This window comes from Pontibacter litorisediminis (genome assembly GCF_029360645.1).
Lineage (GTDB): Bacteria > Bacteroidota > Bacteroidia > Cytophagales > Hymenobacteraceae > Pontibacter > Pontibacter litorisediminis.
This window is the reverse complement of sequence record NZ_JARDUA010000001.1, coordinates 249,268-263,704: the sequence shown is the minus strand read 5'-3', so window position 1 is coordinate 263,704 and position 14,437 is coordinate 249,268. Positions and strand designations below refer to the sequence as shown.

The window sequence follows — 14,437 nt, the reverse complement described above, 5'->3', positions numbered from 1 at the left end:
TAGACAGTTTGAGAACTATGAAGAAAACATCGAAGAGCCTGCTGCTGGCCATGGGGCTTTCGTTAGCGGGGGCTTCTGGTGCCTTGGCGCAGCAGGACCCAAGCGGGGACGGCATCTGGACGCTGCAGGAGGCGGTGGAATACGCTAAGGTGCATAACCTGCAGGTACGGCAGAGCAACCTGCAACGCAAGGTCAACGAGATCGACTACCGCCAGTCGCAGTTTAACCGTTTGCCCATCCTCAATGCCAACGGAAGCTACTTCTTTAACACCGGCTCCTTCCAGGACCCGGTGACGTTTTCGGTGCAGACCCAGGAGGCACAGACCGGCAACTTCTCCGCCAACGCGTCCGTTCCCCTTTTCCAGGGCTTCAGCCTCACCAACCAGATCAAGCAAAACAGGCTGGAACTGGAGGCAAGCCAGCAGGATGTACTCTCGGCGCAGAACGACATCACGATACAGATCGTTACCTCATACCTAAACATCCTCTTCTCTGATGAGCTAATCAAGACGTCGGAGCTACAGCGCGATGCGACCCGGCAACAGTTGGAGCGGACGCGCAAGCTGTTTGATGCAGGCAGTGTGGCCGAAAACTCGGTGCTGGACCTGGAATCGCAGCTGGCCACCGATGAGCTAAATGTGATCAACGCCGTGAACCAGCGTGACATTGCCCGCCTGAACCTGATGCAACTGCTAAACGTGCAGGCGAGCGAAGCATTTTCGGTTGAGATTCCGGAGCTGCCGGAGCCAGACAAGGACCCCGTGATCGTGGACGGGGCGCAGGTATACGATGTGGCCGTGCAGACCCTGCCTGCCATCAAAGCGGTAGACCTGCGGGTGCAAAGCGCCGAAAAAGGATTGGCTGCGGCAAGAGGAAATTACTTCCCGAGGCTAAGTTTGGCAGCGGGTATTAACACCCGCTACTCCAGCACCAGCAGTTTCCTGGTAGGCCGAGAAAATAAATTTGTGGAGCAGGTTCTGTTTACAAACCCGCAGGGCACAGAGCAACAGACATTTTACCTGCTACAGCCAGCCCCCATCTATGATGACTATGCTTTCCTAGATCAGGCCAAAGATAACATCGGAAAGAACTATGGTTTTACGCTTTCTGTCCCGATCTTCAACGGGTTTCAGGTACGCAACAGCGTGCAGCGCGCCATCCTTTCGCAGGAAAACGCTGCTCTGAACGCCGACATCGCGCGCAACAACCTACGCCAAACGATAGAACAGGCACAGGTGGACGCCGTGGCCGCTTTGCGCCGCTACGTGGCAGCCAGGGAGCAGGTAAGAGCCGCAGAGCGCAACGTGCGCAACGCCGAGCTGAGGCTGAACTCCGGTATCATCAACTCTGTGGAGTATGTTATTGTGGCCAACACCTTCCGCAGCGCGCAGTCGGAGTTGCTGCAGGCGAAGTATGACTACATCTTTAAACTAAAAGTTCTGGACTTCTACCAGGGCAAGGACATCTCTTTCTAACACAACTATGGCGAAGAAAAAATCAAGGCTGATCCCCATCCTGATCGGCGTGCTGGTATTATTGGTAATAATTATTGTAGTAGCTAAAAGTGCCGGCTGGTTAGGCAAAGATGAAGGCACAGAAGTAGTGCTGGCCGAGGCCAAACCCGCTGATATCGTAGAGAAGGTAAGTGCCTCAGGCAAGGTGCAGCCGGAGACAGAGGTAAAGATAAGCCCGGACGTTTCGGGGGAGATTATTGAGCTGAATGTAGAGGAGGGCGACTCGGTGGTGAAAGGCCAGCTGCTGCTACGCATACGCCCGGATAACTACCAGTCGTTGGTGGATGCCCAGCAGGCGATGGTGAACACCCAGCGCGCCAACCTGGCGCAGGCAAAAGCAAGACTGTCGCAGGCTCAGGCGAACTATGCGCAGGTGGAGCAAAACTACCAGCGTAACAAGCCCCTGTACGAGCAGAAGGTTATCTCCCAGGCAGAGTGGCAGCAGATAGAGTCTAACTTCATGGCTACCAAGGCAGAGGTGGAATCGGCGCGCCAGAGCGTACGAGCCTCTGAGTTTAACGTACAGAACGCCATCGCCTCTTTGAAGGACGCCCGCGAGAACCTGAACAAAACAACCATCTACGCCCCTGTGAGCGGCACGGTATCGAAACTGAATGTGGAGCAGGGCGAGCGCGTGGTAGGTACCTCGCAGATGGCCGGTACCGAGATCATGCGCATCGCCAACCTGAACAACATGGAGGTACGCGTAAACGTGAACGAGAACGACATCATCCGCGTGACACTCGGAGACTCGGTAGAGGTGGAGGTGGACTCTTACGCCAGCCGCGACGAGAAATTCAAAGGCATTGTAACGGCAATCGCCAACACGGCAAAAGACGCCACCACGCTGGAGGCCGTAACAGAGTTTGAGGTGCGCATCCGCCTGCTCAACGACTCTTACGATCATTTACGCGGCGTTACGGCACGCCCGTTCCGACCAGGCATGACGGCCTCTGTAGACATCATCACGGAGCGTAAATCCAATGTTTTATCTGTACCTTTGTCAGCGGTAACCACCCGTTCCGCTAAACCACAAGGCGACAAGAAGGCAAAAGAGGAAGAAGGGGAGCAGAACGGCCCGCAAGGCCAGCAGCCAGAGCAGGCGCCTGCTCCGGCCCAGGTAGACGAGGTTATTTTTGTGTATGAGGAAGGCACCAACACGGTGAAAACCGTTAAAGTGAAAACCGGCATCAGCGACTTTGAGAACATCGAGATCCTGAGCGGCATAGAGTCCGGGCAAAAAGTGGTTTCCGGTCCGTTTAGTGCTGTATCGAAAACGCTGGAAAATGGAGCTAAGGTGGCGGTGAAGGACGAAAAGTCGCTCAACAAGCAGGCAATCGCCGCAGAGACAAAAGATAATTAACAACATTGGAAAAAGTAGCAGTACTGGGAGGCGGAAGCTGGGCAACGGCCCTGGTGAAAATCCTCTCAGAGAACAAATCAGAAGTAAACTGGTGGATGCGCAACGAAAACGATGTGCAGCACCTTATTAATTTCAAACACAACCCGCGCTACCTCAGCCAGGTGTCGTTTGACCTGACCTACGTTAAACCATCCACAGACATACGAGCCGTTGTGGCTTCTTCGGATTGGGTGATACTGGCAGTGCCAGCCGCATTCGTGCAGCTGGCACTTGCCGATTTACCGCGCAACGCTTTCCAGGGTAAAGTGGTAATCTCGGCCATCAAGGGAATGATCCCGAAGGAGAATGTGCTGATCACGGACTTTGTGCGACAGAAGTATGATGTGCCGGAAGAACACCTGCTGGTGATCGCAGGCCCATGCCATGCCGAAGAGGTGGCCCTGGAGAAGCAGTCTTACCTGACCATTGGCTCACATAACCTGACCACTGCCGAGCGCTTCTGCGAAATGCTTCGGAACCGCTACGTCAAGGCCAACCCATTGGACGACTTGGATGGCATTGAGTACTGCGCCGTCATGAAAAATATCATTGCCCTGGCCTGTGGCATAGCACGTGGCCAGAACTACGGCGACAACTTTCAGGCGGTGCTGGTATCTAATGCTATGTTTGAGATCGAGCGCTTCCTGGATGCCATCATGCCCATGCACCGTGCCCTGAGCGGCTCTGCCTACCTAGGGGATTTGCTGGTGACGGCTTATTCGCAGTTCAGCCGCAACCGCACATTCGGGAACATGATCGGCCGAGGCTATACGGTGAAGTCTGCGCAGGTGGAGATGAACATGGTGGCCGAAGGATATTATGCCGTACAGAGCATCCATGAGCTCAACAAAAAATTGCAAGTAGACATGCCTATTACTAAGGCCGTGTACCACATCCTCTACGAGCGCATCTCCCCAACTGTGGAATTTGAGATCCTGAAGGAAAAGTTTAAATAGCAGCCACTCCAAAGTATAAAAGGCACTCCTGGTAACGGTGTGCCTTTTATACTTTGGAGTGGCTCATGATCCGGTCGCCGAGGGCCCGGTAAACGGCCATGCACGTTATTGCCCCAGCCAGGCAGACACTGTAAATGATGGAGAGCTGCTGAAACTCAAAGAAGGGCACGTAGTTCAGCTGCAGCAGGCTTAGGAGGAGGACCAGGATGCTGGCGATGGAGAACCCGGCCAGAGCAAACATAAAGGCCCTGTTAAACGTTCTGGAGGGCAGTCTGTCGATAAGCGTCTGACTCTTGAGGTGCCAGTGCAGCGGCAACACCCTTCGGTTTCGCAGGGCCCAGCGTGTTGCCCTGGTAGCTGCCCACCCTAGTACGAACCCAGCCACCGTGCTATAGGCAAACAGGTGCGTGGCCATACTTTGCTGCCCCCAGAGCGGCAATTGCTCGTGCGGCAGCCACAACAGGTGAAACAATGCCATATTCAGGGTCAGCGAACATAGGGCAAGTATGCTGGAAATCACGATCAGGAACTTATAGTTTAGGCTTATCGGCATATACCTAACTTTATACTGTACAATTTCTTATACTTGACAAGGGGCCTTAGGGATATAAATATCCGTTATTTTACAAGAGAAGAGGCAAAAGCAGCTCTCCTTTAACATCATGCATACCACTTATACATGAAGCAGCACTTACAGCAGATTGACGTAGTGAAAGGGCTCGCTATAGTAGCTGTACTGCTGCTGCACTCACTCACCCGGGCGGAGCTGGAAAAAAGCTACGCCATTTACCACATCTGGCAGGCGGTGCCGCTTTTCCTGGTGGTGATGGGGCTGAACCTGGGCCTTTCCACCCGCCATAAGACACAGCACCTCCAGCAGTTGTACACGCGCAAATACTTTACAAAGAAGGCTGCGCGTATTTTTGTGCCCTTCATCCTCATCTTCCTGCTTTCTATACTTGCCGGGCTGCTTTGGGAGTGGCTAAAAGGGGAGAAGGTGCTGGAGTTTAGCGGCTATACGTGGATAGGTGTGCTGCCGGTAACCGGGCCGGGAAATTATTTTATCACCATGCTGCTGCAGTCGGTGCTGCTGCTGCCCATCATTGGCTATGGGTTTAGCCGACGGCCTATACTTACCACGTCCCTGCTGGTGCTGCTGGAGGTGGCTTTCCAGGTATGGGCGGCGCATTTCAGCTACTTCAACGATAACCCTTACCTCTACGATGCTGCCTTTGCCAGGTACTTCTCGGCACTTGCTTTCGGCCTATGGCTATCCAGGCTGGTGTGGGCACCTGTCCGCTGGTGGCACATTCTATCGTTTACCGTTTTAGGGGCGATGGCAGCCGCAGCGTTATACTTGCTGCTCTATGGTGCTGTGGACATGAAACAGGTCATCAGGCCAGAGTGGAAAACGCAGCAGCTCCTGACCTTTGGCTATGCGGCGTTACTGGTGTGGCTGTGTGTAAATTTTCTACCCAACTTCTCCAATTTTATCCCGCTTCGCGTATTAGCGGAGCTCGGCAAGGCATCTTATCACATATTTCTGGTGCAGGTGGTCTACTTCGGGCTTACGTATCAGGACCTGCCGCACCTGGCCAACATCTTCATCCCGACCCTAATCGGCTACTTATTTTATAAGTATGAGTCAGTGCTGCTGTTCGGCTCCTAAAAGCCTGTTCCCGCACTGTAAACTCCTTCAATTAGATTACCTTAAGTATAGTTACACAAGCAAACTGATGAAGCCTGAAAACATAATCAAAGTAGTTTGCGCCCTTGTGGAGCAGCAGGGGCGGGTACTGCTGACCCAACGCAGCGAGCACATGCGCGAGGCGCTGCTTTGGGAGTTTCCTGGCGGAAAACTGGAGCCCAGGGAAACCGAAACCGAGTGCCTCGTGCGGGAGATTCAGGAAGAGCTACATATTGCAGTACAGCCATTTCAGCGCCTTCAGCCCGCCTTGCACCAATACCCGGGGCGCATGATCGAGCTAATCCCATACCGTTGCCGTTACAACGGCGGCGACATTTACCTGCAGGAGCACCGCGCTTACCACTGGGCACTGCCTGATGAACTGATGCGCTACTCCTGGTGCCCTGCCGACGTCCCCATAGTGCAGGAATACCTGCAACTGGTGGCGAAGCGGCAGTAACCTAACTTTCAGAACCTGCAATTTAGCCGTACCTTTGCCCTTATGTCATTTCCCGTTTCTTTTACCGAGCGCATGCAGCGCCTGCTGGGCCAGGAGGAGTACCCCCTGTTTTTGAAAGCCCTGCAGCAAACTCCTCCCGTAAGCATCCGCCTGAATAAGGCAAAGGCCACAGCAGCCGCGGGCTTACAGCCTGTGCCTTGGACCGAAACTGGTTATTACCTGCCCGAGCGCCCACTGTTCACCTTAGATCCCGCTATTCATGCCGGCGCTTATTACGTGCAGGAGGCAAGCTCGATGTTTGTGGAGCAGGCCCTGCGGCAGGTGGTTAGCTTGGAGGAGCCGCTACAGGTACTGGATCTCTGCGGCGCCCCAGGTGGGAAATCTACTCATTTAGCGAGCCTGATCTCACCAGACAGCCTGCTTGTTTCGAATGAGGTAATCCGGAGCAGAGCCTCCATACTTGCCGAGAACGTAACAAAGTGGGGCAGCGGCAACGTGCTCGTCACCAGCAACGACCCGCGCGATTTTGGCAGGCTACCCGACTTTTTTGATGTGATGGTGGTGGATGCCCCTTGCAGCGGCGAGGGCATGTTCCGCAAAGACCCGCAGGCAGTGGGAGAATGGTCGGAGGAGAATGTGAACCTGTGTACCCAGCGCCAGCAGCGCATCCTGATGGATGTGTGGGAAGCGCTGAAACCGGGTGGTGTGCTGATCTACAGCACCTGCACCTGGAATGAGCAGGAGAACGAGGAAAACATAGCCTGGCTTGCGGAGCAGGAGGGAGCCCAAAGTATAAGCTTGCAGCTACAGCCGGAATGGGGTGTAGTGCCCACGAAGTTAAAAGGGGTAGAGGGGTATCGTTTTTACCCGCACCGCGTGCAGGGCGAAGGCTTCTTTATGGCCGTGGTCAGAAAAGCAGGTGAGGAGCAACCCATCAGCCACGGCAAAAGCAAAAAGAAGAAGTATAAATTAAGCATAGCCGGCAAAAAAGAGCAGGCTTTGGTGGCGGATTGGCTGCAGCAGCCGGAGCAGTATGCGTTCCTTCAGTACGGAGAAGTGATTTCTGCCATACCACAAAACCTGTTTGAAGCTGCCGATGAAGTGTATCAGCACCTGTACGTGCTATATGCGGGCACAGAGCTAGCGGAAGTGAAGGGCAAAAAGCTAAAACCACTCCAGGGCCTGGCACTCTCGCAACACCTCAACATGGCAGCCTTTCAAATAGCCGAGTTGGACCTGGAGCAGGCGCTACGCTATCTAAGGAAAGAAGACATCAGCCTCGGCTCGAATGGTAACGACTGGCTACTGCTGCAGTACAAGGACCTGCCGCTGGGATGGGCCAAGCAGATCGGCAACCGCATGAACAATTACTATCCAAAGGAGTGGCGTATCCGGATGGAGTTGCCCGTCGACTTGCCGGAAGGGAGCTTCGTTATTCGTTGACGATTGCTCGTCGTTAACTTGAAAGCAGAAAAGCCGGAGCTACTAGTATAGCTCCGGCTTTTCTGCTCTTATACATACGGTTTTACTCCACAAACAGCACCAGCCCTTTTAGGTACTCGCCCTCCGGATGGAAGATAGAGATAGGGTGATCGGCCGGCTGCGACAAGTGGTGCATGATCTTGATATTTCTGCCAGCCTCAATGGCGGCCGCCATAACCGTGTTGTTGAACAGGTACTTGTCTACCACCTGCGAGCAGGAAAAGGTAAACAGGATTCCACCCGGCTTTATTTTTTTCATGGCCTCGGCATTGAGGCGCTTGTAGCCCATCAGGGCATTGTGGCGCACATTCTGGCTCTTGGCAAAGGCCGGCGGGTCCAGCACGATCACGTCATAGCGGTCTTCTTTACCTTTCAGGAACTCAAAGGTATCTACGGCAAAAGCCTCGTGCTTCTCCGGCGCCTGGCTCAGCTCTCCGTTCTTCACCGTCAGCTCAATCGCCTTTTTCGACACATCCACAGAGTGCACCTCGGTGGCGCCGGCATTCAGCGCGTACACCGAGAAGCCACCGGTGTAGCAGAAGGTGTTCAGCACTGATTTATTCTTCACGTAGCGTGCCAGCAGGTCGCGGTTCTCGCGCTGGTCAATGAAAAAGCCTGTTTTCTGGCCGGTTTCCCAGTCAATGAAAAATTGGTTGCCGTTCTCTGTCACCACCACACCGCCTTCCGACTGCCCGTAGAGGTAGCCGTTCTGCGCCTGCACCGGCGCCTTGGGTGGCAGCGATTCGGCGCTCTTGTCGTACACCGCGCGCAGTCTGTCGCCATAAATCTCCTGCAGCGCCTGCGCCACATGCGCGCGCACGCTGTACATGCCTACCGTGTGCGTCTGCACTACCGCCGTGTCTTTGTAGAAGTCCACGATCAGGCCCGGCACGCCATCGCCCTCGGCATACACCAGGCGGTACACGTTGGTGTTAGGGTTATCGACCAGGCCGAGGCGCTGGCGGTACTCGTAAGCTTTCTGTACTTTGCCTTTCCAGAAAGTATAGTCCGGCTCCACCTGCTCAAACGAAAAAATACGCACGGCAATAGAGCCCGGGGCGTAATGGCCCATTCCCAGAAACTCGCGCTTGCTGGAGTATACTTCCACCACGTCGCCTTCTGCCGGCTCGCCGTCTGCTTTTCTGATGGCTCCGGAGAACACCCAGGGGTGCTGGCGCTTTAAAGAATGCTCCTTGCCCGGAGCCAAGTATAATTTAATAATTGACATCTTGGTTGCTAATTGATGAATGCTGGTTGTTTATACTTTCAAAAGATCAGAAGTATAAATTTTTGCAAAGGTAGCCATTTCGACTTTATTAGTAGTCGAAGTATAGGGTATCAAGTCAACAGGGCGAAAACAATAATCAGCCTGCTGCCACTATCCCCAGCTCCTCCAGCTTGGCATACAGCTTCTGCACCGGCAGCCCCACCACGTTAAAATAAGAACCCTCAATGCGCTCAATGCCGATCATACCGATCCACTCCTGGATGCCGTAGGCACCTGCCTTGTCATAGGGTTTGTAATGCGTGATGTAATGATCGATCTCCGCCTCCGAGAGCTGCTTGAAGTATACTTTGGTGGTATCGTGGAAAACCGCTTTCTGCTCCCGCGTAAGAATGCAGACACCCGTAATCACCTCGTTGTGTGTGCCCGAAAGCGCCTCCAGCATCTCTTTTGCCTCCGCATAGTCAGCAGGCTTGTTCAGCACGCGATCGCCCAGGCAAACAATGGTATCAGCCGTAATCAGCGCTTCATCCGTGATGTCGGAAGTATAAGCGGCTGCTTTGTGCGAGGCCAGGTATTCCGCGATCTCCTCCCGCTTTAAATGGGCTGGAAAATCCTCCTGCACCTCCTTTACCAGCACCTCATACTTCAGGCCAAGGCTGGTGAGCAGCTCTTTGCGGCGGGGGGAGTTAGAGGCAAGCAGCAGCGGCCGTTGTAAATTCATCTTCTTTGATCGAGCTAAATAAAAATCCACAGATAACTTTTGGGTAGAAGAAAGTCGACTTCTGCGGCATCACCGCGCCGCTGTTGCACACGCGTTTCACCTGCTCCATCGAAATCTCGTTGGTGATCAGGGCCAGGTGCGCCTCTCCCTTATCCACCTTCCGGATGCAGGCCGTGAAGTTGCGCTCGTAGCTAAGGCCTTTGTAATCGCGCTGCTCCTGTCGGTAAATACCCAAAATCTTTTCAAAAATAAAGTAGTGCATCACCGTCAGGTCCAGCTGCTTCACCTCCTCCGGAAAATTCCAGTCTATGCTTTGGTGCACCTCCGGCTTGAGGCGCAGTTTATAGGCGTTGCCGTTCAGGTACAGACCAAAGGCCCAGGGCTTGCCCACAATCACTTCATTCAACTCGTAGGGGTCTTCCTTCGGTGTAACGGTAAAGTATTCCTGCAACCGCTCCAAAAATGCCTCATCGGAGATGGGAAGCTCTTTCAGCAGGCGGTGCGTTGGCAGGATGCGCAGGTCGTCGTGCTCCGAGTTCGTCAGGTACATCAGGTGGTAGTTGTAAGGCTCCAGGCCGGTGTGGCTTGGATTCTGGGCCATCATTTTGCGCCGGTAAAACAACGAGCCTTCGTAGCGGTGGTGGCCGTCGGCCAGCAGGATCTGCTTTTGGGCCAGCGTCTGCACGAACAGCTGTATCACCTCATGGTCGTGGATTACGGCCAGCACATCGCGCACCCCCTGGTAATCCTCCGTTTCGTAGATTGGCGTACGGATGCTCTCGTCCATGTAGGGCTCCAGCAAAAACTCCGGATCGGTATACAGGCCATGGGTCGGGCTCACGTTCAGCAGCGTCTCCTCCAGCAGCTCGATGCGGTCGTTCACGGCGCTGGGGATGGTGTTTTCGTGGCGCAGCAACACCTGCTCATGCCAGTCATATGCTTTTATGTTGCAGATAAAGCCTTTGCGCACATACTCTTTCTCATTGCCCGGCAGCCGGAAATATTGATAATAGACATAGATGCCGGGCAGGCCGTCCTGCAGCAAAATGCCGCTTTCCTTCCACTTCTGCAGCAACGTGGCCGCATCCGGTGCCGGGTAGTCCCCGCGCGGCACCGACAGGTGGATACTGTTCAAGGGGTTCTGGTACAAGGCATCCCGCTGCTTTGCTGATACCACATCGAAAAGCGGGGAGGTCAGTTGATCTATCTTGTCGTTCAGGTCGTCGTTATAGCGCCAGGCGCGCAGTGGAAGTATCTCAGCCATTAATTGTGATTACAAAGTATAAGTAAAGAGCATCATGGTGCGGTGACACCCAATGCGATTTTAGGGAGCCAGGCGCTTGATCTGCCAGCGTTCTCCCTCCAATTCATACACGATACGGTCGTGCAGGCGACTTGGCCGGCCCTGCCAGAACTCCAGGTAATCCGGCACCAGGCGGTAGCCGCCCCAATGCTCCGGCCTTGGCAGCAGCTCGGCGTCGGCATACTGCTCGCTCAGCTCTTTCTCACGCTGCTCCAGCACCTCTCTGGAGGCGATCACCTGGCTCTGCGGCGAGGCCCAGGCCCCGATCTGGCTGCCTTTTGGGCGGCTATGGAAATATTTCTCCGACTCCTCCGGCTGCACCTTCTCTACCTTCCCCTCAATCCGCACCTGCCGCTCCAGGGCAGGCCAGAAAAAGGTGAGGGAGGCATGCGGGTTCTGCGCCAGCTCTTGGCCTTTGCGGCTGGCATAGTTGGTGTAAAAACTGAAGCCCTGCTCGTCTACCCCTTTCAGCAGCACCACGCGGGCAGATGGCTTGCCTGCTGCATCCACGGTGGAGAGCACCAGCGCCGTTGGCTCCTCCACCTGCGCCTCGATGGCCTCCTGCAGCCACGTTTTAAACTGATCGATAGGGGCGGCAGCAACAGAGGCCTCTGTCAGTGCGTGCTTCATGTAGTTTACCCGGATATCGGCAATATTATGTGTCAGAGCCATAAGCTTGGTTGTTTTGTTCAAAATTATAAAAATATCTGCTGAGGCTAAACTAAATGTGCGGCCATCATGCAACAGACTGCCTTGCACGTATGCCTTACATACCTTGGAGGCCTGCAGCATAAAACCTGAAACAAAGGTGCTGAAGCCAACTGTATTGGCAGGATAACAGTATAGCTTGAAAAATACCGTGCATAGGATGCCTTTTTGATACTATATCGGTCTGTTTGCGTAATTAACAAATGATGGTTATTTTTATATGTTAATTTGCAATTAGCAAAGGGCGCTATGCTGTCAACGGTAAAACAAGAAACGTGATGAAAGAATGATGGCAGAAAGCAAGACGATAAAACCACAGAGCGGAAGCATCCTGATATCTGAACCATACCTGGGCGACCCGAACTTCGAGCGTAGCGTGATACTGCTTTGCAGCCACGAAGAAGAAGGCTCCTTTGGGTTGGTGCTGAACCGGGCGTCGAACCTGCACCTGTCGGATGTGCTGGACGTGTTCGACGATAAGTTTGATATGGTGCTGGGCATAGGCGGTCCGGTGCAGTACAACACGCTCCACTACGTACACCGCCTGGCAGGCCTTCCGGAAGCTGTTAAACTGAATGACAACCTCTACTGGGGTGGCGATTTTGAATCGTTACGCACCATGATCGAGACTGGGCTGGTGCAGCAGGATGACATAAAATTCTTTCTGGGCTACTCCGGCTGGACACCGGGCCAACTGCAGGAGGAGATAGATAAAAATGTTTGGATCGTGAACAACAATGCTGCAAATAAATTATTTACTTTGGATACAGAAACCCTCTGGCGAAGCATCCTTCGGCAGATGGGCGGAAAGTTTAAGGTGCTGAGCAACTACCCGGACGACCCGCGCCTGAATTAACACGCTTAAACGTTGTACCTAACAATTCAGAAATGACAACTGACAAAGAGCATATGGACACCACCGGAGCTGAGGCTAACAAACCAGAGAACCAGGCTGCTGCCGATGAACAAAAGACGGTTTCGCAAACGCAAAAACCAACAGAAGAGAACGCGGCCGACACCGGGCAGGGTGTACCGAAGGAAGAACAGCCGGAGGTAGAGCCGGAGCTGGCCACAACGCAGGAATCAGAGGCTTCCGAAAGCATCACTGAGACCTTTGCCGAAGCTAACACCGGGGTGACAGATGTTGCGGAGACACCTGCCGCCGCTTCCGCGACGGCGCACGAGCACCACGAGGAGGAAGAGGAAGAGGAGGAAGACCACACCGATTACAGCCAACTCTCACTGGAAGAGCTCCGCCAGCAACTCACCAATGTTCTAAAAGGCAACGATGCGATCCGGAAGTACCGCACCATAAATGAAATTCACCGTCAGTATGATTTAAAGTTCCAGGCTGAGCGCCAAGAAGCACTGAATAAGTTCAAAGAGGAGGGGGGCACCGAGGAAGACTTCGATTACCATACCTCTCGTGAGCACCAGGACCTGGAGAAGTTGTTGTCAGCTTACCGCGAGTCACGTTACCAGCAGCGCCAGAACCAGGAGGAGCAACGCCAAAACAACCTGCAGCGCAAGAGGGAACTGCTAAGCCGCCTGCGCGAGCTAGTAGAGTCTGCCGAGACAAAGAACAGCGGAGATGAGCTGAAGAAACTGCAGGCAGAGTGGCGCTCTATCGGTCCGGTGCCGGCCGGTGAGGCGCAGGAGCTGTGGGACTCTTACCATGCGCTGCTCGATATCTTCTATAACAACCGCAGCATGTTCTTCGAGATGAAGGAGCTGGACCGCCGCCGTAACCTGGAGGCCAAGCTGCAACTCATCGAACGGGCCCAGGCGCTGCAACAGGAGCCGAGCATCAACAAGGCGCTGCAGGAGCTACGCCACCTGCACGAGGAGTGGAAAAACATCGGGCCGGTACCCAACGACCAGCGTGACCCGATCTGGGAGCAATTTACGCAGGCCTCCGAGCGGGTGCATGAGCGCCGGCGTGCTTACCATGAAGAGCGTACTACACGTGAGCAGCAAAACCTTGTGGTGAAGCGAGGTCTGCTGGAGCGCTTGCAGGAGTTTTCCGCCTTCAACACCGACCGCATCAACGAGTGGCGCGACAAAACAGACGAAATACAGAAGCTGAAAGAGGAGTGGGACAAAGCCGGACTGGTGCCCAAGGAAAACGCCGAAGAGGTGAACAAAGCTTTTTGGGGTAACTATAAGGCCTTTTTCCTGCGCAAGAACCAGTTCTTTAAGGCTTTGGACGAGCAGAAGATGCAAAACCTGCAGCTAAAGACCCAGTTATGCGAAGAAGCTGAGAGTCTGAAAGACAGCACCGACTGGGCCAGCACCAAAGAGAAACTGATACAGCTGCAAAAGAAATGGAAAACCATTGGCCGCGTGCCAGACAAGTACTCCGATAAGATCTGGCAGCGCTTCCGCACGGCCTGCAACGAGTTCTTTGACCGCAAGCAGGCGCAGGAGCAGCAGCGCTCCGCCGAGTTGGAAAAGCTCTCCGCAGAGAAGATGGAGATCTGCGACAAGGTAGCCGACAAGCTCTCGCAGCCAAATGCTGTGGGGTCTGTGGAAGAGTTCAACAGCTTTGTGCAGCAGTGGCGCGGAACCGACAAGGGCAGCAAGCGCACCAGCCCCAAGGCAGAGGATAAATTTATCCAGCTAATGGAGAAGTACCTGGAGCGCGTTCCGGACCTAAACCCGGAGGAGCGCACGGACCTGCTGGTGAAGCTGCAGGTAGAACGCATCAAGCACAGCCCGGATGCAGGCCAGAAACTGCACCAGCGCGAGACAACGCTGCGCCGCGAGATTGCCCAACTGCAGAATGATATCCAAACGCTTCGCACCAACATCGAGTTTTTTGCCCGCTCCAAGAACGCCGATAAGCTGCGCGAAGAGTATGAGGGCCGCATTGCCGATGCCCAAAAGCGCATTGCTAACCTGCAACACCAGCTCGACGCCTTCAGAGGCTAAAATTTTTTCTCCTGGCTTTCAGATTTTTAGAATAAGCCAGGAGAA

13 protein-coding genes are annotated in these 14,437 nt (G+C 54.1%); 8 read left to right on the top strand and 5 right to left on the bottom strand.

Features of this window, described 5'->3' with window-relative positions; genetic code table 11:
• Positions 1 to 17: 17 nt before the first annotated feature.
• From PXG97_RS01250 to PXG97_RS01240, 3 genes are read left to right on the top strand one after another with little or no spacing between them, the layout of a single operon-like run.
• Positions 18 to 1,475 carry a TolC family protein gene (locus tag PXG97_RS01250; protein WP_276495893.1) on the top strand — a complete coding sequence of 486 codons (1,458 nt, stop codon included), beginning with the start codon at positions 18 to 20 and terminating at the stop codon, positions 1,473 to 1,475.
• A 7-nt stretch (positions 1,476 to 1,482) separates the two neighbouring features.
• A complete protein-coding gene (locus PXG97_RS01245; protein WP_276495892.1) occupies positions 1,483 to 2,877 on the top strand; it encodes an efflux RND transporter periplasmic adaptor subunit in 1,395 nt (464 codons plus the stop codon).
• Positions 2,878 to 2,882: 5 nt separating this feature from the next.
• Entirely contained in the window at positions 2,883 to 3,872 is a 990-nt protein-coding gene (locus PXG97_RS01240; RefSeq protein ID WP_276495891.1) for an NAD(P)H-dependent glycerol-3-phosphate dehydrogenase, read from the top strand.
• A 46-nt stretch (positions 3,873 to 3,918) separates the two neighbouring features.
• Here the strand turns inward: PXG97_RS01240 and PXG97_RS01235 are convergent, their stop codons facing one another.
• On the bottom strand, positions 3,919 to 4,425 hold the full coding sequence (locus tag PXG97_RS01235) for a hypothetical protein (RefSeq protein ID WP_276495890.1): 507 nt from the start codon (positions 4,423 to 4,425) through the stop codon (positions 3,919 to 3,921).
• A 126-nt stretch (positions 4,426 to 4,551) separates the two neighbouring features.
• Between PXG97_RS01235 and PXG97_RS01230 the strand changes: the two genes are divergently transcribed.
• The 3 genes from PXG97_RS01230 to PXG97_RS01220 all read left to right on the top strand — a co-directional run bounded on the left by PXG97_RS01230 (position 4,552) and on the right by PXG97_RS01220 (position 7,462).
• Positions 4,552 to 5,541: an acyltransferase family protein gene (locus PXG97_RS01230; protein WP_276495889.1), complete on the top strand. Its 990-nt coding sequence runs from the start codon at positions 4,552 to 4,554 to the stop codon at positions 5,539 to 5,541.
• Positions 5,542 to 5,608: 67 nt separating this feature from the next.
• Complete coding sequence (locus PXG97_RS01225; RefSeq protein WP_276495888.1) at positions 5,609 to 6,019, top strand: (deoxy)nucleoside triphosphate pyrophosphohydrolase; 411 nt, start codon at positions 5,609 to 5,611, stop codon at positions 6,017 to 6,019.
• Between the two features lie 42 nt (positions 6,020 to 6,061).
• The gene (locus tag PXG97_RS01220; protein ID WP_276495887.1) at positions 6,062 to 7,462 is read left to right on the top strand and encodes a methyltransferase RsmF C-terminal domain-like protein; all 1,401 of its coding nucleotides are present in this window, start codon (positions 6,062 to 6,064) and stop codon (positions 7,460 to 7,462) included.
• An 82-nt stretch (positions 7,463 to 7,544) separates the two neighbouring features.
• On the opposite strand, the gene PXG97_RS01215 is transcribed toward PXG97_RS01220, so the two are convergent.
• The 4 genes from PXG97_RS01215 to pdxH form a co-directional block, all read right to left on the bottom strand.
• On the bottom strand, positions 7,545 to 8,729 hold the full coding sequence (locus PXG97_RS01215; RefSeq protein WP_276495886.1) for a class I SAM-dependent rRNA methyltransferase: 1,185 nt from the start codon (positions 8,727 to 8,729) through the stop codon (positions 7,545 to 7,547).
• 136 nt (positions 8,730 to 8,865) lie between these two features.
• Positions 8,866 to 9,450 (bottom strand): Maf family nucleotide pyrophosphatase, encoded by a 585-nt coding sequence (locus tag PXG97_RS01210; RefSeq protein WP_276495885.1) that lies wholly within the window; start codon positions 9,448 to 9,450, stop codon positions 8,866 to 8,868.
• Positions 9,416 to 10,714, bottom strand: a complete 1,299-nt coding sequence (locus PXG97_RS01205) for a DUF1015 domain-containing protein (protein ID WP_276495884.1) — start codon at positions 10,712 to 10,714, stop codon at positions 9,416 to 9,418. Before PXG97_RS01205 ends, PXG97_RS01210 begins: the two co-directional genes overlap by 35 nt.
• Before the next feature lie 60 nt (positions 10,715 to 10,774).
• Positions 10,775 to 11,425: a pyridoxamine 5'-phosphate oxidase gene (gene pdxH / locus PXG97_RS01200; RefSeq protein ID WP_276495883.1), complete on the bottom strand. Its 651-nt coding sequence runs from the start codon at positions 11,423 to 11,425 to the stop codon at positions 10,775 to 10,777.
• Positions 11,426 to 11,747: 322 nt separating this feature from the next.
• Here pdxH and PXG97_RS01195 point away from each other — a divergent pair, with 322 nt between their 5' ends.
• Positions 11,748 to 12,317 (top strand): YqgE/AlgH family protein, encoded by a 570-nt coding sequence (locus PXG97_RS01195; protein ID WP_276495882.1) that lies wholly within the window; start codon positions 11,748 to 11,750, stop codon positions 12,315 to 12,317.
• A 32-nt stretch (positions 12,318 to 12,349) separates the two neighbouring features.
• Complete coding sequence (locus PXG97_RS01190) at positions 12,350 to 14,392, top strand: DUF349 domain-containing protein (RefSeq protein WP_276495881.1); 2,043 nt, start codon at positions 12,350 to 12,352, stop codon at positions 14,390 to 14,392.
• The last annotated feature ends 45 nt before the right edge of the window (positions 14,393 to 14,437 follow it).

Excerpts from the sequence above, each read along its gene's own strand:
- PXG97_RS01235 (WP_276495890.1), bottom strand. The coding sequence starts at position 4,425 with ATGCCGATAAGCCTAAACTATAAGTTCCTGATCGTGATTTCCAGCATA.
- PXG97_RS01250 (WP_276495893.1), top strand. The coding sequence starts at position 18 with ATGAAGAAAACATCGAAGAGCCTGCTGCTGGCCATGGGGCTTTCGTTA.
- PXG97_RS01215 (WP_276495886.1), bottom strand. The coding sequence starts at position 8,729 with ATGTCAATTATTAAATTATACTTGGCTCCGGGCAAGGAGCATTCTTTA.
- PXG97_RS01245 (WP_276495892.1), top strand. The coding sequence starts at position 1,483 with ATGGCGAAGAAAAAATCAAGGCTGATCCCCATCCTGATCGGCGTGCTG.
- PXG97_RS01195 (WP_276495882.1), top strand. The coding sequence starts at position 11,748 with ATGATGGCAGAAAGCAAGACGATAAAACCACAGAGCGGAAGCATCCTG.
- PXG97_RS01225 (WP_276495888.1), top strand. The coding sequence starts at position 5,609 with ATGAAGCCTGAAAACATAATCAAAGTAGTTTGCGCCCTTGTGGAGCAG.
- PXG97_RS01205 (WP_276495884.1), bottom strand. The coding sequence starts at position 10,714 with ATGGCTGAGATACTTCCACTGCGCGCCTGGCGCTATAACGACGACCTG.
- PXG97_RS01230 (WP_276495889.1), top strand. The coding sequence starts at position 4,552 with ATGAAGCAGCACTTACAGCAGATTGACGTAGTGAAAGGGCTCGCTATA.
- pdxH (WP_276495883.1), bottom strand. The coding sequence starts at position 11,425 with ATGGCTCTGACACATAATATTGCCGATATCCGGGTAAACTACATGAAG.
- PXG97_RS01210 (WP_276495885.1), bottom strand. The coding sequence starts at position 9,450 with ATGAATTTACAACGGCCGCTGCTGCTTGCCTCTAACTCCCCCCGCCGC.
- PXG97_RS01220 (WP_276495887.1), top strand. The coding sequence starts at position 6,062 with ATGTCATTTCCCGTTTCTTTTACCGAGCGCATGCAGCGCCTGCTGGGC.
- PXG97_RS01190 (WP_276495881.1), top strand. The coding sequence starts at position 12,350 with ATGACAACTGACAAAGAGCATATGGACACCACCGGAGCTGAGGCTAAC.